The sequence below is a fragment of the Amycolatopsis sp. lyj-112 genome (genome assembly GCF_046549055.1).
Lineage (GTDB): Bacteria > Actinomycetota > Actinomycetes > Mycobacteriales > Pseudonocardiaceae > Amycolatopsis.
The window spans coordinates 59,139-79,046 of sequence record NZ_JAJPWS010000019.1 but is presented as its reverse complement, the minus strand read 5'-3'; the positions used below and the strand labels follow the sequence as shown (position 1 = coordinate 79,046).

Sequence of the window (19,908 nt, the reverse complement as noted above, 5' to 3'; positions counted from 1 at the left end):
TCCCGTCAACCGACAGTGATGGGAGCGTGACCGCGCTGCGGACTTCCCGTCAGCGTGAACCACCTGTTCGAGTGAACGGAGCTCAGGAAATGCGTGCAGAACTTCGACGTCACCGGATCGCGGGTGCGGTGCTCACCGGGGCCTGTGTAGCGGCCTCGATGGCCTTCGCCGGGCCGGCCACGGCCGCCGAGGGACAGATCCGCGGCGCCGGCGCGCCCGGAGCCGTCACGGACGGGTACATCGTCGCGCTGAAGAGCGGCGACTCCGGTCTCGCCGCCCAGTACGGCGGCCAGGTGAAGGCGACCTACGGCGCCGCGCTGAACGGATTCTCGGCGAAGATGACCGAGTCGCAGGCGAAGCGCCTCGCCGCCGACCCCAACGTCGACTTCGTCCAGCAGGACGCCGTCGCGCACATGACCGGCACCCAGAACAACCCGACCTGGGGACTGGACCGGATCGACCAGAAGAAGCTGCCGCTGGACCGCAAGTACACCTACCCCAACACCGGATCCGGGGCGACGGTCTACGTCCTCGACACCGGTGTCGACTACCGGCAGTCCGAGTTCGGCGGACGGGCGAGCAGCGGTTACGACTTCATCGACAACGACAGCGACGCCCGCGACTGTCAGGGCCACGGCACGCACGTCGCCGGCACCGTCGGCAGCGCCACCTACGGCGTGGCCAAGGGTGCCAAGATCGTCTCGGTCCGGGTGCTGAACTGCCAGGGCAGCGGCCAGTACTCGCAGATCATCAGCGGTATCGACTGGGTGGTGAAGAACGCCAAGGGCCCGTCGGTGCTCACCATGAGCCTCGGTGGCCCGGCCGACTCCGGCGTGGACGCCGCCGTGCGCAAGGCCGTCGCGGCGGGCATCACGAACACGGTGGCTTCGGGGAATTCCAACACGGACGCCTGCGGCACCAGCCCGGCCCGCGTGCGTGAGGCCATCACGGTCAACGCCACCCAGAACGACGACCGCCGGTCCAGCTTCTCGAACTACGGCAGCTGCACCGACATCTTCGCGCCGGGCACCAACATCACCTCGCTGCGCAACGGCGGCGGTACCCAGCAGATGAGCGGCACCTCGATGGCGACCCCGCACGTCGCCGGCGCGGCCGCGATCTACCTCACCTCGAACCCGTCGGCCAACCCCGCCGCCGTCGCGTCCGGTCTGGCCAACGCCGCCTCCGCCGGGGTCGTGACGAACCCGGGCTCCGGTTCGACGAACAAGCTGCTGAACGTGGCGGGTCTCTGATGCGCCGCGGCGTGCGGGTCGGCCTGGTGGCGGTGGCCGCCACCGCGATGGCCGCTCTCGCGGCCGGGAACGCCGGTGCCGCGCAGGCGGAAGGCGTTGTCGTACCGGCGAACCAGCACTACGGCGACCAGTACATCGTGGTGCTCCACGACGTCGGCGCCCAGGCCGTCGAGCAGTCGTCGGCTTCTCTGACCGGCCGCTACGGCGGTGAAGTCCGGTCGGCGTACAAGAACGTGCTCCGCGGGTTCTCGGTCAAGGGCATGTCCGGGCAGCAGGCCCGGCGGCTCGCGGCCGACCCGGCGGTCAAGGCGGTCTACCAGGACGGCACCGCGCGTGCCGTCGGCACGCAGACCAACCCCACCTGGGGTCTCGACCGCATCGACCAGAAGAACCTGCCGCGGGACAAGAGCTTCACGTACCCGAACACCGGCGAGGGCGTGACCGCGTACGACATGGACACCGGCATCAACCCGGAGAACCCGGAGTACGAGGGCCGCGCGTCCATCGGCAAGGACTTCGTGGGCGGCAACGGAAAGGACTGCAACGGGCACGGCAGCCACACCGCCGGGACCATCGGCAGCAAGACCTATGGCGTGGCGAAGAAGGTCAAGATCGTCGGGCTGAAGGTGCTGGGCAACGACTGTTCGGGCAACGGTCCCGATTCCGCCATCGTGGACGCGGCGGAATGGCTGACCGCGAACGGCACCAAACCGGCGGTGGCGAACCTCAGCCTCCGGATGGACCAGGTCGGGCTCGGCGACGACGTCATCAAGAAGTCCATCGCGGCGGGCTTCGTCTACGCGGTGGCGGCGGGCAACGAGAACCAGAACGCCTGCAACGTCAGCCCGGCGAGGATCCCCGAGGCGATCACGGTCGGCTCCTCGGACGAGAACGACAACAAGTCCTCGTTCTCCAACCACAATTCGTGCGTGGACATCTTCGCCCCTGGCAGCAACATCACGTCGCTGTCCACTTCGAACGGTGGCTCGGCGAACATGAGCGGGACGTCGATGGCCACGCCGCACGTGGCGGGGGCGGCGGCGCTGTACCTGTCCGCGAACGCCGGTGCCACCGCGCAGCAGACGCGGGACGCGCTGGTGAGCAACGCCTCCGACGGTGTGCTCAAGGGACTGCCGGGCGGCACGGTCAACAAGCTGCTGAACGTGTCGTTCATCGGCGGTGGCGGCCCCGGCCCGACGTGCGGGGCCAAGTCGAACACGACACCGGTTTCCGTTCCGGACGCCGGCGACGCGGTGACCAGTTCGGTGACGCAGGACGGCTGCGACGGCAAGGCGTCGGCGACGCTGCCCGTCAAGGTCGACATCGCGCACACCTATACCGGTGACCTGGCGATCGACCTGATCGGACCGAGCGGCGCGGTGTTCGGGCTGAAGCAGGCGGGAGGGGTCGGGGAGGCGAGCGGCGTGCACACGTCGTACACGGTGAACGCCTCGTCCGAGCCGGCCAACGGGACCTGGAAACTGCGGGTCCGGGACGTGTACCGGTTCGACACCGGGACGATCGAAGGGTTCTCGATCACCTTCTGAGTCCTTGCCACCGGTGGTGCGCCGCGGTCACGATGACCGCGGCGCACTGTCGTGGGTTCAGGAGGAACTGCATGGAGTCGGTCGGCATGGTCGACACGGTGATCGTGGGTGGCGGGCACAACGGCCTGGTGGCGGCGGCCTATCTGGCGAGAGCGGGCCGGTCGGTGCTGGTGCTGGAACGCCGTGACGAGGTCGGCGGGGCCGCGGTGTCCTTCCGTGCCTTCCCCGGCGTGGACGTCCGGCTGTCGCGGTACTCGTACCTGGTGAGCCTGCTGCCGCGCAAGGTCATCGCGGACCTGGGACTCGGGCTCGACCTGCGACGGCGGCGGATGTCGTCCTATACCCCGGTCGGCGACGGCGGTCTCCTTGTCGACACGGGTGACGCCGGGCGGACCGCGGCGTCGTTCTCCGCGCTCACCGGGTCCACAAAGGACTACGAAGCCTGGCAGCGGTTCTACGCGATGACCTCCCAGGTCGCCGAGCGGACGTTCTCGACCCTCACGGAACCCTTGGTCTCCAGGGAGGATCTGCGCTCGGGCATCGAGCCGGAGGCCTGGGACGCGCTGTTCGAACGGCCGATCGCGGAAACGCTCACCGGGATGTTCGACGACGACACCGTTCGCGGGGTCGTCCTGACCGACGCGCTCATCGGCACTTTCGCCGACGCCGGCGATTTCCGGCAGAACCTTTGCCTGCTGTACCACGTGATCGGCAACGAGACCGGCGACTGGGACGTCCCGGTGGGCGGTATGGGCGCGGTGACCGGAGCGCTCGCCTCGGCCGCGCGTGCCGCCGGGGCCCGGCTGGTGACCGGCGCCGAGGTGCTGTCCATCGATCCCGACGGCTCAGTGCGTTATCGGCTCGGTGACGACGAGTTCGCCGTCCACGGCGGCCATGTGCTCGCGAACGTCGCTCCCCGGACGCTCTCGCGGCTGTTGGGGGAGGAGCCGCCGGAATCGCCGGAAGGCGCGCAGCTCAAGGTGAACATGGTGCTGTCACGGTTGCCGCGGCTGCGGGATCCGGGCGTCGACCCGCGCGAGGCGTTCGGGGGCACGTTCCACGTCAACGAGGGTTACGACCAGCTGGCGACGGCGTATGCCGAGGCGGCCGGGGGAAGGATCCCGTCGCTGCCGCCGTGCGAGATCTACTGCCATTCGCTGACCGACCCGTCGATCCTCGGTCCGGCCGAGCGCGCCGCCGGGGTGCAGACGCTGACCCTGTTCGGCCTGCACATGCCCGCGCGGCTGTTCGAAGGACGCAACGACGCCGCGCGCGAAGAGGCGCTGCGGGCGACTTTGTCCTCTTTGGACAGTGTGCTGGCCGAACCGATCGAGGACTGCGTCCTGCGCGATCCGGACGGGCGGCCCTGTATCGAAGCCAAGACCCCGTTGGACCTCGAAGCCGAATTGGGATTGCCGGCCGGGCACATCTTCCACCGCGATCTGTCGTGGCCCTACGCGGCCTCGGCGGATCAGGTGGGGCTTTGGGGTGTCGAGACGGCGCACGACCGGGTGCTGCTCTGCGGTGCCGGGGCCGTGCGGGGCGGTGGCGTCTCCGGCATCCCCGGCCACAACGCCGCGATGGCGGTGCTTTCCCGATCCGCCTAGTGTCATGAAAGGGTCTTTCAGGACAAGAAACGTCCTGAAAGACCCTTTCATGACACTCTCTACTGGACGGTCAGCGTGTAGGTCCCGGTGGCGGATTTGCCCGCCGAGTCGGTCGCGGTGACGGTGACCGGGTAGGTGCCGCGCTGGAAGGGCGCGACCACCTGCATGGTCGAGCTACCGCCGCTGGAGATCGTCTTCGGGTTGAAGAACGGCGCGAACGGCAGTCCCTGCCCGGACGCCGACAGCGTGATCGTGCCCGTACCGCCGGTCGCGGAAACGGTGACGTTGCTGAAGAAACCGGGCTGGGAGGAGCCGCTGCCCGGGGTCACGCTCACCTGGAGGTTGCCGGGCTGCGGTCCACCCGCCCCCACGGTCAGCGTCAGGTTCGCGGTCGCCGTGTCGGTGGTCCCCTTGCCCGAAATCGTGACGGCGTAGTCCTTTTCCGCCACACCGGCCGGGACCTCGATGCTCACCTTGGCCGACTCACCCGAGTTGATCGACGCGGGCTGGAACGTGGCCTTCGCGCCGTCCGGAAGGCCCGACGCGCTCAGGTCGACCTTTTCCGCGCCGTTCTTGCCGGGTTTGCTGGTCACCGTGGCCGAAACGTACTTGCCCGGCTCGACCTTCAGCGACGACGGAGTGACCGCGAGGGAGAATGTCTCCGGGTTCTGCGGCTCGCCGATCTGCTGCTTGACCCAGTCGCCCATGTCGTTGTTGAGCCGGCCGTACACGCTGTACCACTTGAAATCGCTGCGGCTCCAGGACGCGACGCCGACGACCTTGCCGTCCACGATCAGCGGCCCGCCGCTGTCGCCCGGCAGGATCGTGACGCGGCCGTCGCTGTAGCCGCTGCAGATCATCGTGGCGTCCTTGAAGCCCGCGCCGACGCCGTTGCAGTTGCTGCCCTGCACGACCGGCAGGGTGAACTTGTGCAGTTCGACGTTCTTGCTGTCGTCGTTGTGGTCCTTCTTGCCGTAACCGAGTCCGAGCCCGGACTTGCCGGGCTTGTGCAGCTCCGTGTCGGCCGACGTCGCGACCTTCGCGTACTGGCCGCCCGGCACCGGGATATCGGCGTCGGTGGTGACCACCGCGACGTCGTAACCCTGGTCGAAGTTGACGTACTTCGGGTGCTTTTCATAGCTGACGACGCCGATCCGCGTTCCGCCGCCCGCGTTGAGATCGTCCAGGCCGTAGAGGAAGGATTTCTCGCCCGCCGCGTCCTTGCAGTGCGCGGCGATCAGGATCTTGCGCGGCGCGACGACCGAACCGGTGCACGTCTGACCCTGCGGCCTGGTCCCGCCTTGGCGCAGGCCCGCGATGATGAACGGGTGGTCCTTGACCGACGCCGGGGTGCCGCCGATGGAATTCGTGTGCGGTCCGGCGGGGACGACCGCTTCGTCCGTCGGGGTGACGGCGGCGAGATTCGCGGCGGCCGCGGGCGCGGGCAGGAGGACCGAGAGGCAGCCGAGGGTGGCGGTGGCGATCCCCAGTAGCCGTTTTCTTCTGTTCACGGTGGTTCCTTTCCAGGTGGCTGGAAATCACTTTCCGCATGTGCGCCTGGAGGAACAACCGAGGAAGAAGCCCGTAGGGGTACGGAACTATTGTCAGCCGATCTTGCCGGCCACTTCGTTGGCGATGTCGAGGACGGCTTTCGTGAGCTCCTCGTCGGGCATGGGCACGGTGTCGAACAGGCCGACGTCCCAGCCCTGGTACTGGATCAGCACGAACTTCCCGTTTTCGACGAACTGCAGCTGGCCCATCCGGCTGGCGCCCCCGTAGCTCTTGATGGAGGTACAGGACTGGTCACCGATGTTCGGCGGCGCGAGCACGGTCCCTTCGCATTCGAGTTGCCGTCCCGTCCTGTCCACCGCGGCTTCGGTGACCTGGAAGGTCAGTTGGCGGCTGCCCTCGCCGTCCTTGCCCTCGGTCTGTTCCCAGACGCACGAGGTGTGCCCTTGCTGTTCCCTGCTCAGGTCGGCGTAGGGGTTCGTCGTACGCAGCCTGGCGAGGGTCTGCGGGCTCACCGCGGCACACGCCTTCCCGAGTCGGGCGCTGGATGGTGGTGAGCCGCCGTCCTTGTGCGCGTCCTGGTAGAAGAGGAACGCCGTGAGGCCCCCGCCGAGCAGCAGTACCGCGGGGACGGCGATCAAGGTGATCATCAGCCCCAGGCGCTTTTTCTTCGGCGGCGGGTGGCCCCAGCCGGGCTGGTGGCCGTACGGCTGCTGAGGTGGGCCGTTCCATCCTGGTCCCGTCATCTTTCCTCCAGAACGCCGCGAACACGCCGATCCTGCCCTACCGGCTCGCCCGATGCCCGGTGTTCGGTCAATCCCCGGTGAGAAGTTCCAGGCTGTGCTCGCCGGTCCGCTCGACGTCGAGGCCCGCCTTCGACAGCACCCGGATGAGCTGTTCCACAGTGGACGGTTCGCTGCGGGACCGCACCAGTTCCGCGGCCAGCCTCCCCTTGTAAGCCTTGTTGAAGTGGCTCACCGTGGTCCGGTTGCCCGCGGCGTCCTCGGTCACCACGCGCACGGTCACCGCGTCCGGGCGCGGTTTCGCCAGCGCCGAATAGGTTCCCGAACGCAGGTCGACGACGAGCCCGTCGATGCCCTGGAGCACCGGTTCGAGCACCGGCTTCCACACACTGCGGACGGTCCCGAGCGACGGCAGCGCGTTCCCGCCGGAGAGCCGGTACGCGGGAATCGGGTCGGTCGCGGCGACCACACCGAACAGGGCCGACGCCACGGCGAGGCGTCGCTCGGCCTTGGAGAGCGTGGCCTTGGTGAAGGATTTGACGTCGAGTGCGTCGTAGAGCACGCCCGTGTAGCGGCGCAGCCCGGGCATCGTGGGCGAGGACCACAGCTCGGCGTTGCGCGCGACCTCGTCGGCCTGCCTCGGCGTGATGCCGAGCGCGGCGATGCTGGCCGGGACGTCGCCCGCCAGCTCGGCCAGCGCGTCGGCCAGTTTCGCCCGGGCCGGGTTCAGCTCCGGGAACGACAGGGCGCCGAGGTCCAGCGGCGCGCCGGTGCCGCCGGCGGCCTTGGTCTCGGAAGGGGGGAGCAGCACGAGCACCACGGAAGCGTAACTAAAGGGAATGCGTCACATCGAGGCGCGGGCTTAGCCTCAAGCGCATGAGTCTGACCTGGCGCCCGTTGACCCTGGACGACATGCCGCGACTGGCCGAGACCTTCGCCGCGGCGGAGCGTGTCGAGCCGATCGACGAGCACTACAACGCGGAGGACCTCGCCGAGGAGATCAGTTCGCCGAACGTCGACCTCCCGACGGCGACCACCAGTGCCTGGGACGGCGAAACGCTGGTCGCGTACGGCCTGCTCAGGCGGCGTGACGCGGCGAGTCCGGCGCATATGGTGCGGGTCGAGACGGTCGTCCATCCCGAGTACCGCGACGACGCGATCGCCGCCCACCTCGTCGAGTGGTTCGAGGAGGCAGGGAAGGAGGTCCACGCGAAGTCCTTCCCGGACGCCCCGCTGGAGCTGCACGCCGCCGCCAACACCAAGCAGCGCTGGCTCACCGACGTCCTGGTGAAGGCCGGTTACGGGCACGCCCGCTGGTTCGTCGACATGCGGGCCGACCTGGCGTCGGTCCCGCCCGCCGCGCCGCTGCCCGAAGAGTTCCCGCTTGTCGGCTACGACGAGAAGTACGAGGACCTGACCCTGCAGGCCCGCAACGAGACGTTCGCGGACCACTGGGGGAGCACCGCGCAGTCCATGGAGGCCTGGCGGCACCTGGTGGTCCGTGCGAAGGACTTCCGGCCCGACCTTTCGTTCCTGCTGCTGAGCCCGGAGAAGGACAAGGTCGTCGCACTCGTGCTTTCGACGTTCTTCGCCTCCGACGCGGCGGTCACCGGCGTGAACGACCTGTATGTCAGCCACGTCGCCACCGTCTCGAGCCTCCGAGGACGAGGCATCGCGGGCGCACTCCTCGGCTACACCCTGGAGCAGGCCAAGGCGAAGGGCTTCCAGCGTTCCTCGCTCAACGTCGACCAGGACAACTCGCACCGCGCGCTCGGGGTCTACGAGCGGGTCGGTTACGCCGAGCATCAGCGCTGGGGCGGCTACGTGAAGCCTCTCCCGGCCTGACCGGTTGTCACCCGAGAGGGTGCTTTTCGGTACAGTCGATCTTCACCGCGAGATCGCTGGGGGTGAGAGGGCGTTGCCGGTTTCCGTGCGCCTCGGCTGGCACGACCTCCCGTCGGCGACGCGGGACACCGTGGAGCGTGAGCTCGGTTCCGTCGTCCGCCGTTCCCTGTGGCAGGCGCCGGAATTCGACGGCGGCGTCGCGGCGAGGCTCGAACTCGAACGCGACCGTCGCTGGGTGTTCCTCAAGGCGCTGCCCGCGGTCAGCCCGCGTGCCGGCGGCTACCGGACCGAGGCCGCCATCGCGCGACGGCTGCCCGCCGAGGCGCCGACGCCGCAGCTGCTGTCCTTTGTGGACGGCGATTGGCTGGTGCTCGCGTTCGCCGACTTCGACGGCGCCCGGCCGAACCTGCGGCCGGGGTCGCCGGATCTGTCCGCCGTCCTGGCCACCTTCGGCGCGCTGGGGCGCACGCTCACGCCGTGCCCGCTGCCCGAGGTCCCGGACGTCCTCGACGATCTCGGCCCGCTGTTGCGCGGTTGGAGCGAACTGGCAAAGGAACCGCCGGCCGACCTGGACGCCTGGGCCGTCCGCAACCTCGACAGGCTCGTCCAGCTGGAGACGTCGTGGTACCCGTGGGCGGCCGGGGACACGTTGCTGCACAACGACATCCAGCCCGAGTACCTGCTGCGGACGGGGTCCGGCCGGGTACTCGTCACCAACTGGCGCTACCCGGCGCGCGGCGCGGGCTGGCTCGACCTGGTCGCGCTCGTCCCGTACCTGCTCGACGCCGGGCACGAACCCGCCGACGTCGACCGCCTGCTGCGACGGCGTCCCGCGCTCACCGGGATCCCGGTCTGGGCGGTCACCGCGTTCGGCGTGGCACTGGCGGGGCATGCCGAACGGGCCTGCCGGTTACCCGAGCCGCCCGCGACGACCGGGGTCCGTGCGGCACAGCGTCGCCTCGCCGCGGCCATGCGCGACTGGCTCGCCTACCGGACCCACTGGCACTAGAACGCCATCAGAGGACGAAACGCATCAGTTGACCCCGCCCTTAGTTGACGATGTTGAGCGGCTCTTCCTCGGCGGCGAACCGGCGCAACTGCTCGGCGGCGAGCCGTTTCGCGCGTGGGTAGAACGACGCCGACCCGCCCGCGATATGCGGTGTGATGATCACGCCCGGTGCCGTCCACAGTGGATGATCTGCCGGGAGCGGCTCCGGGTCGACGACGTCCAGCGCGGCACGCAGGCGCCCGGCGACGGTCTCGGCCGTGAGCGCGGCGGTGTCGATCGCCGACCCGCGGCCGACGTTCACCACCAGGGCGTCGTCCGGCAGCGCGGCGAGTTCCGCGGCGCCGAGCAGGCCCTTGGTCGCGGCCGTCTCCGGCAGGATCAGCACCACGATGTCGGCCGACGGCAGCAGGCTCGCCAGCTCACCGGCCCCGTGCACCTGGTCCGCGGGCCGGGCCGTGCTCGCCACCCTGGTCACGACCGCTTCGGCCGCGACCAGTTGCCGCTCGATGGCCTGGCCGATGGAGCCGTGGCCGACCAGCAGCACCCGGCTGTCGGCCAGCGAGCGCGTGTGTTCGCGGTCCCACGAACCCGTCGCCTGCTGCGCGAACCAGCGCGGCAGGTCCCGCTGCGAGGCGTGGATCAGCGCCAGCGCGTGCTCGGCCACGCTGAGGTCGTGCAGGCCGCGGCCGTTGGCCAGCTTCACTCCCGCCGGTATCAGCGGGAGCAGCTTCTCCACTCCGGCCGAAAGCGACTGCACGAGCTTCAGCGACGGCAGCTTCGCGATCAGCTTCAGCGGCTCCGACCCGGTGTCGTACGGCAGCACGTAGAACTCGACGTCACCGAGATCCCCGCCGTGAGCGCCGTCCGGCAGCGGGCCGGTGCCGTCGTACAGCCGGGCGCTCAGGCCCTCGGGCAGCTCGATGTCGGACCAGGGCAGGATGGCGCGCTCCGTCATACCGCCATTCTGACCATCGGGACCGGCGTCAACGCTGTTGGGTCGCGACGCAGAACTCGTTGCCCTCCGGATCGGCCAGCACCGTCCAGGTCAGTCCCGGCATCCCGTGCTCATCCAGCTTCTTCGCGCCCAGTCCGGTCAGGCGCACCACCTCCTTCTCCCGGTCGTCGGTGCCGAAGTCCACGTGGACCCGGTTCTTGCCGGCGCGCGGCTCCGGGACGCGCTGGAACGCGAAGACGGGCCCGCCTTCCGCCGCGGGGTGCAGGATCAGGAACTCGCCTTCGTAGTCCTGGTCCACCTCCACCCCGAGCGCCTTCGTCCAGAACGTCGCGAGCCCGCGCGGATCCGCGCAGTCGATCGTGATCATGCCCAGCTGGATTCCCATCCCGGCAAGCTAGCGGCACCCACCGACAAAACCGGCCACGTGCGATAACCGGTTGAAGTGCCCCGGGGCGGGTTGACTACGCTGCGCAGACCGTCTACGCGCGTAATTGCAGCGAGGAGCCCAGAAGTGATCACCAGGATGTCGTCGTTGTTCCTTCGCACTCTGCGTGAGGATCCGGCGGACGCCGAGGTACCGAGCCACCGGCTCCTGGTACGCGCCGGCTACGTCCGCCGGGTCGCCCCGGGCGGCTACTCCTGGCTGCCGCTGGGCCTGCGCGTGCTGCGCCGCATCGAGAACGTCGTCCGTGAAGAGATGAACGCCTTCGGCGCGCAGGAGATCCAGTTCCCCGCGCTGCTGCCGAGGGAGCCCTACGAGGCCACCGGCCGCTGGACCGAATACGGCGACAGCCTGTTCCGTCTCAAGGACCGCAAGGGCAACGACTTCCTTCTCGGCCCGACGCACGAAGAGCTCTTCGCGCTCACCGTGAAGGGTGAATACAACTCGTACAAGGACTACCCGGTCGTCCTGTACCAAATCCAGACCAAGTACCGCGACGAGGCGCGCCCCCGCGCGGGCATCCTCCGCGGCCGCGAATTCGTCATGAAGGACTCCTACTCCTTCGACCTCGACGACGAGGGCCTCACGAAGTCGTACGAGCTGCACCGTCAGGCCTACACGAAGCTGTTCGACCGTCTCGGCATCGAGTATGTCGTCGTCAAGGCGACGTCCGGCGCGATGGGCGGCTCGGCCTCGGAGGAGTTCCTCGCCGTCGCCGAGACGGGTGAGGACACCTACGTCCGCAGCACCGAATCGGGCTACGCGGCCAACGTCGAGGCGGTCACCACGCCCGCTCCCGACGCGAAGCCGATCGAGGGTCTCCCCGAGTCGAAGGTCCACCACACGCCGAAGACCCCGACCATCGAAAGCCTGGTCGCCTTCTTGAACCAGGCCGGCCTCGGCCGCACCTTCACCGCCGCGGACACGCTCAAGAACGTCCTGGTGAAGACCCGCAAGCCGGGTGCGAAGGAGTGGGAGCTGCTGGCCATCGGCCTTCCCGGCGACCGCGAGGTCGACACGAAGCGCCTCGAAGCAGCACTCGAGCCCGCCGAATTCGAGCTGCTCGAAGAAGCGGACTTCGCGAAGAACCCGTTCCTGGTCAAGGGCTACATCGGTCCGAAGGCGCTGAAGGACAACGGCGTCCGCTACCTCCTCGACCCGCGCGTCGTCGAGGGCACCGCCTGGGTCACCGGCGCCGACGAGCGCGATCACCACGTGGTCGACCTGGTCGCGGGCCGCGACTTCACCGGTGACGGCACGATCGAGGCCGCCGAAGTCCGCGAAGGCGACGTTTCGCCCGACGGCAAGGGCACCCTGGTCGCCGCGCGCGGCATCGAGATCGGGCACATCTTCCAGCTGGGCCGCAAGTACGCCGACGCGTTCGAACTGGACGCGCTGGGCCCGGACTCCAAGCCCATCCGCATCACCATGGGTTCCTACGGTGTCGGTGTCTCGCGGCTGGTCGGCGTGCTCGCCGAGCAGAACCACGACGACCTCGGCATCGTCTGGCCGCGCGAGGTCTCGCCGTTCGACGTGCACATCGTCATCGCGGGCAAGGACGAGACGATCGCCGCCGGCGCGGAGAAGCTCGCCGCCGAACTGGACGCCGCCGGGGTCGAGGTCATCCTCGACGACCGCAAGTCCTCCCCGGGCGTGAAGTTCGCGGACGCCGAACTCGTCGGCGTTCCGACGATCCTCGTCGTCGGGCGCGGCCTGGCGAACGGCGTCGTCGAGGTCAAGGACCGTCGCACCGGCGACCGCGAAGAGATCGCCGTCGACGCGGTCGTGGAGCACCTGGTCAAGCTCGTCCGTTCCTGATGGGCCTGTTCGGCAAGAAGCGCGGGGACGAGCCGGGCTACGAGGACAAAGAGGCGCTGAGCGGGTTCGGGGGCTACCAGCCCTCGGACTCGCCCGGCTACGAGCCGGTCGCGCCCGAACTCGCACCTGCGCCGGAACGTGTCGAACCCGGGCTCGCGGAGCCGGCGAAGCAGCCGATGTCGCGAAGCGGGCGAAGGGCCATGTACGGCTTCTTCGCCACGCTCGGCGTCATCGCCGTCGCCACGCTGGTGAACAACGGCTCGGACCGGTCGTCGAGCAGCAGCCCGCCGACGAGCCGGGCCCCGGTCGTCTACACGCCATCGCCCCGCGTTGTCGCGCCGCCGGTGACCGACGGCTGGCAGTCGGTGGCCGGGGCAGACGGCCAGGTCGCCTACGACGTCCCGCCGAACTGGACGCCGAAACCCGGCACCATCCACGGCTGGGAGAAGACCCCGCTCGTCCCCGGTATCCGCATGTTCTCCAGCGCTTTCGTCGGCGACGACTACTGCCCGGGAGTCCGGGGGAGCCGGATCGGGGGCAGCGGGCTGACGACCGTGAAGGTCGCCGACGCGCCCGGTGCGGCGAACAAGGCCCTGTACGACCTCTCGGTGAGCGCGTACAACCCCGACGAAGGCCCGCTTTCAGCCAAGATCGTCGCGGATCCGCCGCAGACGACCGAGTTCACCCTGGGCACCGGCAAGAAGGTCCCCGCGAACATCCTCATCGCCGAGGTGACCCTCGGCTACACCGGGACCTGCGTCCCGAAGCGCGCGCTGGTCGGCGTGCAGGCGGTGGACATGGGAGACGCGTCCGCCGCCCTGCTCGTCTATTCGGACCAAGACCAGCAGGGCGGTGCGGATCGCGAGCAGATCCTGAAGATCCTCAAGACCTACCGGGGCGTCCCCGAAGCCGACCGCAAGACCATCACGCCGCCGCCTTCGACGCTTCGTTGATCTCCCTGGGGCTGCTCTCTCTTGGGCTGATCCCTTTTGGGCTGGGTCTTCTTGCCGGACCGGGCGAGCTTCGCCAGCCGGAGCAGACCGGTGTTCGGCAGGTAGGCCCGGCCGAGCGCGACGCCGATCCGCGGCAGATCCGCCTCGTCGCGGAACGCGAGGTACAGCGGGACATGGCGCGGCTGGAACTTCGCCTTGAACGCGTGCAGTGAACGGAATCCGTAGAACGGCTCCATCATCGTGCCGAGCGCGTCGAGGACACGTTCCACGGCGTGCGCGGGTTCGCCCGAACCAGCCAGCGGAGCACCGGACAGCGACACGAACTTGGCGCCCTCTTCACGGAAGGCCAGGCACGACGACGCGATCAGGAACTCCATCGAGGGACGGAAACCGTCGGCGCGTTTGCGCATGACGTCGAGCGTCCAGCCGCCGATGGCACCGGCGCCGGTGTGGACCGGCAGCCATGAAGTCACGCCGTGCACGACACCGTCGGCGTCCACCGCGAGACCGACCCGGGTCTCCGGGTCCATCGCCTCGTCGACCCCGCCGAGGGTGAAGCCCATCTCCGGCATGCCCTTGTCGCCGATCCACTCCTCGGAGATGGCGCGCACCTGGGAGATCAGCGCACGCGGCTGGTCGGCGAGCCGGACCAGCCGGAACTCGATGCCGTCCTTCTTGGCGCGGTTGATCGCGGTCCGCACGTCCTGCCAGCGCTTGCCGCGGAACTCGAGGGTCTCCAGTTCGATCAGGGTGTCCTCGGCGACCTGGACCTGCTGCCAGCCGAGTTCCTTCGTCATGGCGGTGGTGTCACCGGTGGCGGAGAACAGGCACGGCACGAGGCCGGTGTTCTCGCACATCGCGATGAACTCGGCGATCGTCTTCTCGCCCGCGCCGTCCGGGGCGATCGGGTCGCCGAGCGCGATGGCGACACCGGCGTGACGCCGGTAGGCCAGGTAGGACTTCCCGTCCGCGGCGACGAAATACGAGTTCTGCGGCCACGTCGTCATCCACGAGAGCGTGCTCCCGCCGTGGCGGCTGAGCAGCGTCCTGGCCAGCGCGGGGTTGCCCATCCTGCCGAGGCGGCGGCGTTTCCGGCGTGACGGCACCCGGAAGGCGCCGCGGGCGGCGATCAGCAACGCGAACTCGACCGTCCACAGGAGATTGTCCACAAAGAACAGCGGGGGATCCGAAAGGCCCGTTTCCTCACCGAGGATCTCGGCCAGCGCGAGCACTCCGCCGTAGGCCATCACCTGAAGGATGACGAACGAGGTCAGGATCATCGCGCACCACCAGGCGACCTGGCTCCCCTTGCGCAGGCCGTTCATGATCGGCACCACGATCAGGCACAGGACGCCGACTTCCCAGGTGGACAGCGAAAGTTCCTCGGACGAACCGAAGGGACCGTTGCCCGGCACGAAGGACATCACCAGTTCGGCGACGGTCAGCACCAGCAGGCCGGCGACGACGTAGAACCGCCACTCGCGCAGGCTCGGCCGTCGCTCGCGGGAGGCGTCCTTCGAACCGATGAACCGGCGGCCGAACGGAAGGGCCAGTACCAGCGCGAAAAAGTGCACGAGATCGGCGAGCGTGCCGACGAAGATGATCGCGATCCCGGCGTACACGCACAATCCGGCGCGAAGCCGCAGGCGCCACGGCGGGCGCAGGGAGGCGGTGGCGACCGCGACCGCGGCGAGCGCGCCCCCGGAGAAGCCGACGTCGAGGCTGCCCGCGACCCGTTCCGCCCATTCCCAGCCGGAATTGCGGCTCAGCGCGAGGAACTGGACCGCGACGAGCACGCTGACGAACTGTCCGCCGATCGTGACGGCCATGGTGCGGCGCGTGCCGAGGCGCCACTCCGCGAAACCGGCGAACAGCGCGAAGCTGAGCACCATCGGCAGGTAGTAGAGCGGGACGACCGCGAACAGCGGTCCGGTGAGCAAGGTCCACCACCGGCCTGCTTCGAGCGAAGGCAGCCCATACGCGATGTACGGGTACACCGCGCGATCCTCGGCGGCCGACCAGAGCGCGCCCGAGGCCAAGGCGAGCGCGAGCATCGTCAGCGTGACGAGGGTCGTGAAAGGCAGCCGTTGTCTCAGCAGCGTGGCGATCTTGCGCGTACGGCCCGGTGCGGCCGTCCCGCTTCCCCCAATTGGCATGGAAATCAAGGTAGGCGCGGGAACCGGTTCGCCACATCCGGCACGGGACCCATATTTCCCCTAGGGGAGTGCTACTCCCGACGGATGCTCCCACCCATCTTGAGGACGATGTCCCTGGCTACCGCGTCGGGGATCTCCTGGTCCGCCAGCACCAGAAGGATGTGGTAGCGACCGGATCCCGGCAGGGCGCGCAGGGGCAGCGCGACCGCGGTGATCGCGACCGACGGCGCCGCGCACGGCCCTTCGGCGGTGGGGACGACGGTCGTGGTCACCGCGGTGGCGATCGTGGCCCCGCCGAACACGGGCACCGGACCGGCCGCGCCGACGTCGGTCCGCGGGGAGCGCCCGCCGCCGATCGAGCCGTACGCGGCTTCGGCCCAGCGCAGCGTCGTCTCTTCCGCGGCCTTGCCGATGTCGGTGACTTCGCCTTCGTCGATGGTGGTGAATCCCGCGATCGCCCGCGCCGAGAGTTCGGGTCCCGGGCAGAAGCCGCGGTGGAACCGGGCGACGCCCTGCAGGCTGACGAGATCGCCGGTCGGCGTCTCGTAGCCGACGGCGACGTCGGGGTCCTCGATCGACCAGTCCGCCGGGACGTCGAAGACGAACGGGTGGTCGTCGGACAGCACCGGCTGCCAGCCCGCGATGGCCGGGGTGATCCGGGTGGGCAGCACCGGATCGGGCAGGACGAGGTCCTGCGCGGAGGGCGGCGGGGCGGCGGTCTTGGCCTGGTAGGTGGCCGTCGTGCCGACCGCGAGGACGATCGCCAGCCCGAGCACACCCAACGTCGGCAGCAGGCGGGTACGGCGCCGAGGCGGGGCGGCGTCGGCATCGTCGTCGACGACCGGCAGCTGCTGGGTCTGTTCGGCCTCGGCTTCGAGCGGTTGCCCGGTGAGCGGATCGACGAGCCACGATCGCGGTTCGTCGGAGCGCCCACCGGGGCCGGTCACGGCTGCGGCCTCAAACTGGCCAGGATCTTTTGCGCGTCCGCCTCGGGGAGGGTCTCCGGTGTGCCCTGGTCGAGGGCCATCACGAAGCAGATGGTCTGCTCACCGACCTTGAACGCCGCCGAGGTGACCTGCACGTTCGGTGCCCGGCACTCCTCGGTCGCGGGCGGGGAGAACGTCCCGGTCGAACTGGTCGCCTGGATCGAACCGCCGGCGATCGGGATCTGCTTGATCTCGGGCAGCGGGACGTCGGCGTTGCCGGTCGCGGACTGGATCCAGAGCCGGACGGCGCCGCGGGCGGCGTTCTCGACCGGGATCTGGTCCGCGGTGGCGAAGCCGACCACACCGCGGTTCGAGCCGCGAGCTTCCGGGCAGGCGCCGAGTTTGTACGTCGACGCTTCGTGGACGACCATCTTGAACTGGCCCTCGTTGTAGCCGACGATCTGACCCGGCTTGGTTTCCCAGCCCGTCGCGGGCAGGTCGTAGGCCGTCTTGTCCCGCACCGAAAGCACCCCCTGCCAGCCGGGAGTGATCGAGGGGACCTTGTTGTCCTGCGGGGCGCCACTGCTCTTGGGCGTGGACGGCGGCTTCGACGCCGACGACGAAGGTGGCGGAGCGGACGACGCCGGCGGAGCGGCCTGAGGCTGCGGATCGTCGCCGTCGCGCAGGACGAAGAAGAGGGTGGCGCCGACGGCGATCACGACGACGAGCGCGCCGAGGCCGATCCACAGCCCCTTCTTGCCCTTCTTCGGCGGTTCCGGCGCGAAGCCCTGGTAGCCCTGCTGCGGGAACTGCTGCTGGAAACCCTGGTACTGCTGCTGGGGATCCTGGGAGTACTGCGGGTATTGGGGGTTCTGCGGCGGATACCCGTGCTGGGGTTGCTGCTGGTAGGGCTGCTGCGGTCGCTCCGGCCAGCCGTTGCCGCCTGGGTATGCCATGGACCGAGTTTAGGGGGCGTCCCCGAGCACGGCGGCACGCACCGCTGCCAGATCGCTCAGATCGCCCAGCACCGTGTGCGCTCCGGCGTCGGCCAGTTCTTCGGCGCCGAACTGCCCGGTCGCCACCGCCACCGCGACGGCGCCGTTGTCGAGGGCGGCGCGGACGTCGTCCGGGGTGTCGCCGATGACGACGACCGAGGTGGGCGCGAAGTCGGTGCCGTGTTTCGCCGAAGCCTGGCCGACGGCGGCGGGCACCAGGTCGGGGCGGTGCGCGGAAAGCGAGCCGTAGCCGCCGATCTCGAAGTCCACGTGCTCGTGCAGGCCGAACGCGGTCAGCTTGTGCAGCGAGATCTCCGGCAGGTTCCCGGTGACCAGCGTCTGGACGATGCCGCCCTGCGTGGCGAAGTCATCGAGCGCGTCCTTCGCGCCCGGCAGCGCCCGCCCGTTCGAGGACAGCGTCGGGGCGTGGCTTTCGGAGACCGCGATCAGCGCGAGCCAGAGCTTCCGCACGTTCTCCTCGGAGGGCTCGACGCCGTGCGACACCAGGATGTCCGTGCTGATCGCCCGTTCGGTGCGGCCGCCGAAACTCGGCAGCTGCCGCAGTTCGAGGCCCGCGACCTCGGCGAGCGCGGCCGTGTACCAAGCGGCGCCGAGACCGCGCAGGTCGACGAGGGTCTGGTCGATGTCCCACAGCACGAGACGGTGCGGAGTAGTCACCTTGTCGACGTTACCGGGGAGCTTATTCAACGTCTGTTGACTTCTTGGGGACAGGCGCTTACCTTGAGGGCAATTAATTCAACGCCTGGCGAATAAATGGAGGACGGTCATGTCGACCCCGAGCCGGCGCCCTGCCGGGGCGCTCGCCTTACTCGCCGCGGTGGCCGGTGCGCTGGTCGCCGTCGTACTCGGTTTTCTCACCTTCGGAGCGCAGGCCACGGTCGCGCCCGACGGCCTTCCCGTCGCGGTGACGGCGGCTCCGGGACCGCTCGAAGCGGCCGCGAACCGGATCGCGACCCACGGCGGCGGGCAGCTCTCCTGGCGGGTGACCTCGCCCGAGGAGGGCCGGAAACTGTTGGAGGACAAGGAGGTCTACGGCGTGCTCGAACTCCCGTCGACCGTCGTGGTCTCCGGTGCGGTGAATCCCTCCGGGACGCAGATCGCGCAGCAGGCGCTGACCGGCGCCGCGCAGGCACTGGGCGGAACGCCGAAGCTCGAGACGCTGCACGCGGCGAGCGCCGCGGCCCGGGTCGCCCCGCTGGGGCTGAGCGCGCTGGCGTGGGTCGGCTGTCTGGCCGCGGGCGCGGTGCTGCTCCTCGCCGGGCGGCGAATGGGCCGGGACGCCGGCGTCGGCGCCCGTTTCACCCAGATCGTGGCGGCCGGAGTGCTGGTCACCGGTGTGCTGGCCGGGTTCCTGAAGCTCTGGGACTCCTCGCTCCCGCTCGGCTGGGACGTCCTCGGCTTCCTCTTCCTGACCGCGACCGGATTCGCGGCGCTGCAGACCGGACTGCTGCGACTGCTCGGCGTGCGGGCGATGGCGATCCTCGGCCCGCTGTACCTGGTGGCGCCCGCCGTCGCCGGTCAGGTCCCGGAACTGCTGAACCCCGCGTACCGCGCGGTGCTGTGGTCGTGGACGCCGTTCCGGTTCTCTGCCGAAGGCCTCCGCAGCCTGCTGCAAGGCGTGCCCGGCGCGCCGGACGTGACGACCGGGATCTGGGTGCTGACAGGGCTGCTGGCGGCAGGCCTGGTGCTCGCGCTGTGGCCGGGCCGGTCAACCCTCCAGCAGGCTGAACCGGACGCGCCGGACCGGGTTGTCCAGGTTGGTGTCCACTAGGCAGATCGACTGCCAGGTGCCGAGCGTCATCACTCCACCGAGCACCGGGATCGTCGCGAACGGCGGCAGCAGCGCGGGCAGTACGTGGTCACGGCCGTGACCGGCACTGCCGTGCTGGTGCCGCCAGCGGCCGTCACGGGGGAGCAGTTCGTCGAGCGCGGCGAGCAGATCGTCGTCGCTGCCCGCGCCCGTTTCGAGGATCGCCAGCCCGGACGTCGCGTGCGGGACGAAGACGTGCAGGATCCCGTCTTGGGCGTCCGCGTCGCGCAGGAAGGCCTCGGCGTCCCTGGTCAGGTCGTGCACCACGGCCACGCTGCCGGTGCGCACCTCGATCTCCGTGGAGTGCATGCCGTTCACG

General features: G+C 69.5%; 18 protein-coding genes. 8 read left to right on the top strand and 10 right to left on the bottom strand.

Annotated elements, in window-relative coordinates; all coding sequences use genetic code 11:
* Positions 1 to 89 precede the first annotated feature (89 nt).
* The 3 genes from ACLJRL_RS37565 (at position 90) to ACLJRL_RS37555 (ending at position 4,407) form a co-directional block, all read left to right on the top strand.
* Entirely contained in the window at positions 90 to 1,253 is a 1,164-nt protein-coding gene (locus tag ACLJRL_RS37565; RefSeq protein WP_410661150.1) for a S8 family peptidase, read from the top strand.
* Positions 1,253 to 2,800, top strand: coding sequence for a S8 family serine peptidase (locus ACLJRL_RS37560; RefSeq protein WP_410661149.1), 1,548 nt, complete (start codon positions 1,253 to 1,255; stop codon positions 2,798 to 2,800). Before ACLJRL_RS37565 ends, ACLJRL_RS37560 begins: the two co-directional genes overlap by 1 nt.
* A 71-nt stretch (positions 2,801 to 2,871) precedes the next feature.
* Positions 2,872 to 4,407 carry a phytoene desaturase family protein gene (locus ACLJRL_RS37555; RefSeq protein ID WP_410661148.1) on the top strand — a complete coding sequence of 512 codons (1,536 nt, stop codon included), beginning with the start codon at positions 2,872 to 2,874 and terminating at the stop codon, positions 4,405 to 4,407.
* A 59-nt stretch (positions 4,408 to 4,466) separates the two neighbouring features.
* On the opposite strand, the gene ACLJRL_RS37550 is transcribed toward ACLJRL_RS37555, so the two are convergent.
* From ACLJRL_RS37550 to yaaA, 3 genes are all read right to left on the bottom strand, one after another.
* Positions 4,467 to 5,918 carry a trypsin-like serine protease gene (locus ACLJRL_RS37550; RefSeq protein WP_410661147.1) on the bottom strand — a complete coding sequence of 484 codons (1,452 nt, stop codon included), beginning with the start codon at positions 5,916 to 5,918 and terminating at the stop codon, positions 4,467 to 4,469.
* A 93-nt stretch (positions 5,919 to 6,011) separates the two neighbouring features.
* The gene (locus ACLJRL_RS37545) at positions 6,012 to 6,662 is read right to left on the bottom strand and encodes a hypothetical protein (RefSeq protein WP_410661146.1); all 651 of its coding nucleotides are present in this window, start codon (positions 6,660 to 6,662) and stop codon (positions 6,012 to 6,014) included.
* 67 nt (positions 6,663 to 6,729) lie between these two features.
* Entirely contained in the window at positions 6,730 to 7,476 is a 747-nt protein-coding gene (gene yaaA / locus ACLJRL_RS37540; protein WP_410661145.1) for a peroxide stress protein YaaA, read from the bottom strand.
* A 59-nt stretch (positions 7,477 to 7,535) separates the two neighbouring features.
* Between yaaA and ACLJRL_RS37535 the strand changes: the two genes are divergently transcribed.
* Positions 7,536 to 8,504, top strand: coding sequence for a GNAT family N-acetyltransferase (locus ACLJRL_RS37535; RefSeq protein WP_410661144.1), 969 nt, complete (start codon positions 7,536 to 7,538; stop codon positions 8,502 to 8,504).
* Positions 8,505 to 8,577: 73 nt separating this feature from the next.
* Positions 8,578 to 9,513 carry an aminoglycoside phosphotransferase gene (locus ACLJRL_RS37530; RefSeq protein ID WP_410661143.1) on the top strand — a complete coding sequence of 312 codons (936 nt, stop codon included), beginning with the start codon at positions 8,578 to 8,580 and terminating at the stop codon, positions 9,511 to 9,513.
* Between the two features lie 40 nt (positions 9,514 to 9,553).
* Here ACLJRL_RS37530 and ACLJRL_RS37525 read toward each other — a convergent pair whose 3' ends face one another.
* Together ACLJRL_RS37525 and ACLJRL_RS37520 are read right to left on the bottom strand one after the other, a co-directional pair.
* Positions 9,554 to 10,468 carry a 2-hydroxyacid dehydrogenase gene (locus tag ACLJRL_RS37525; RefSeq protein WP_410661142.1) on the bottom strand — a complete coding sequence of 305 codons (915 nt, stop codon included), beginning with the start codon at positions 10,466 to 10,468 and terminating at the stop codon, positions 9,554 to 9,556.
* 28 nt (positions 10,469 to 10,496) lie between these two features.
* A complete protein-coding gene (locus ACLJRL_RS37520) occupies positions 10,497 to 10,853 on the bottom strand; it encodes a VOC family protein (protein WP_410661141.1) in 357 nt (118 codons plus the stop codon).
* 126 nt (positions 10,854 to 10,979) lie between these two features.
* Between ACLJRL_RS37520 and ACLJRL_RS37515 the strand changes: the two genes are divergently transcribed.
* Together ACLJRL_RS37515 and ACLJRL_RS37510 are read left to right on the top strand one after the other, a co-directional pair.
* Positions 10,980 to 12,728 (top strand): proline--tRNA ligase, encoded by a 1,749-nt coding sequence (locus tag ACLJRL_RS37515; protein WP_410661140.1) that lies wholly within the window; start codon positions 10,980 to 10,982, stop codon positions 12,726 to 12,728.
* The gene (locus tag ACLJRL_RS37510) at positions 12,728 to 13,681 is read left to right on the top strand and encodes a hypothetical protein (protein ID WP_410661139.1); all 954 of its coding nucleotides are present in this window, start codon (positions 12,728 to 12,730) and stop codon (positions 13,679 to 13,681) included. The genes ACLJRL_RS37515 and ACLJRL_RS37510 overlap by 1 nt, the downstream gene beginning before the upstream one ends.
* Here ACLJRL_RS37510 and ACLJRL_RS37505 read toward each other — a convergent pair.
* The 4 genes from ACLJRL_RS37505 to ACLJRL_RS37490 form a co-directional block, all read right to left on the bottom strand.
* Entirely contained in the window at positions 13,618 to 15,837 is a 2,220-nt protein-coding gene (locus ACLJRL_RS37505) for a bifunctional lysylphosphatidylglycerol flippase/synthetase MprF (protein ID WP_410661138.1), read from the bottom strand. The two genes, ACLJRL_RS37510 and ACLJRL_RS37505, sit on opposite strands and share 64 nt — an antisense overlap.
* 71 nt (positions 15,838 to 15,908) lie before the next feature.
* A complete protein-coding gene (locus tag ACLJRL_RS37500; protein WP_410661137.1) occupies positions 15,909 to 16,784 on the bottom strand; it encodes a hypothetical protein in 876 nt (291 codons plus the stop codon).
* Positions 16,781 to 17,719 carry a hypothetical protein gene (locus tag ACLJRL_RS37495; RefSeq protein ID WP_410661136.1) on the bottom strand — a complete coding sequence of 313 codons (939 nt, stop codon included), beginning with the start codon at positions 17,717 to 17,719 and terminating at the stop codon, positions 16,781 to 16,783. Before ACLJRL_RS37495 ends, ACLJRL_RS37500 begins: the two co-directional genes overlap by 4 nt.
* A gap of 9 nt (positions 17,720 to 17,728) precedes the next feature.
* Positions 17,729 to 18,415 (bottom strand): HAD hydrolase-like protein, encoded by a 687-nt coding sequence (locus ACLJRL_RS37490; RefSeq protein WP_410661220.1) that lies wholly within the window; start codon positions 18,413 to 18,415, stop codon positions 17,729 to 17,731.
* Positions 18,416 to 18,545: 130 nt separating this feature from the next.
* On the opposite strand from ACLJRL_RS37490, the gene ACLJRL_RS37485 reads away from it, so the two are divergent.
* A complete protein-coding gene (locus tag ACLJRL_RS37485) occupies positions 18,546 to 19,550 on the top strand; it encodes an ABC transporter permease (RefSeq protein WP_410661135.1) in 1,005 nt (334 codons plus the stop codon).
* Here the strand turns inward: ACLJRL_RS37485 and ACLJRL_RS37480 are convergent.
* A complete protein-coding gene (locus ACLJRL_RS37480; RefSeq protein ID WP_410661134.1) occupies positions 19,488 to 19,898 on the bottom strand; it encodes a secondary thiamine-phosphate synthase enzyme YjbQ in 411 nt (136 codons plus the stop codon). The two genes, ACLJRL_RS37485 and ACLJRL_RS37480, sit on opposite strands and share 63 nt — an antisense overlap.
* Between the last annotated feature and the right edge of the window lie 10 nt (positions 19,899 to 19,908).

Excerpts from the sequence above, each read along its gene's own strand:
- ACLJRL_RS37505 (WP_410661138.1), bottom strand. The coding sequence starts at position 15,837 with ATGCCAATTGGGGGAAGCGGGACGGCCGCACCGGGCCGTACGCGCAAG.
- ACLJRL_RS37485 (WP_410661135.1), top strand. The coding sequence starts at position 18,546 with ATGTCGACCCCGAGCCGGCGCCCTGCCGGGGCGCTCGCCTTACTCGCC.
- ACLJRL_RS37480 (WP_410661134.1), bottom strand. The coding sequence starts at position 19,898 with ATGCACTCCACGGAGATCGAGGTGCGCACCGGCAGCGTGGCCGTGGTG.
- ACLJRL_RS37565 (WP_410661150.1), top strand. The coding sequence starts at position 90 with ATGCGTGCAGAACTTCGACGTCACCGGATCGCGGGTGCGGTGCTCACC.
- ACLJRL_RS37495 (WP_410661136.1), bottom strand. The coding sequence starts at position 17,719 with ATGGCATACCCAGGCGGCAACGGCTGGCCGGAGCGACCGCAGCAGCCC.
- ACLJRL_RS37520 (WP_410661141.1), bottom strand. The coding sequence starts at position 10,853 with ATGGGAATCCAGCTGGGCATGATCACGATCGACTGCGCGGATCCGCGC.
- ACLJRL_RS37560 (WP_410661149.1), top strand. The coding sequence starts at position 1,253 with ATGCGCCGCGGCGTGCGGGTCGGCCTGGTGGCGGTGGCCGCCACCGCG.
- ACLJRL_RS37510 (WP_410661139.1), top strand. The coding sequence starts at position 12,728 with ATGGGCCTGTTCGGCAAGAAGCGCGGGGACGAGCCGGGCTACGAGGAC.
- ACLJRL_RS37525 (WP_410661142.1), bottom strand. The coding sequence starts at position 10,468 with ATGACGGAGCGCGCCATCCTGCCCTGGTCCGACATCGAGCTGCCCGAG.
- ACLJRL_RS37545 (WP_410661146.1), bottom strand. The coding sequence starts at position 6,662 with ATGACGGGACCAGGATGGAACGGCCCACCTCAGCAGCCGTACGGCCAC.
- ACLJRL_RS37555 (WP_410661148.1), top strand. The coding sequence starts at position 2,872 with ATGGAGTCGGTCGGCATGGTCGACACGGTGATCGTGGGTGGCGGGCAC.
- ACLJRL_RS37535 (WP_410661144.1), top strand. The coding sequence starts at position 7,536 with ATGAGTCTGACCTGGCGCCCGTTGACCCTGGACGACATGCCGCGACTG.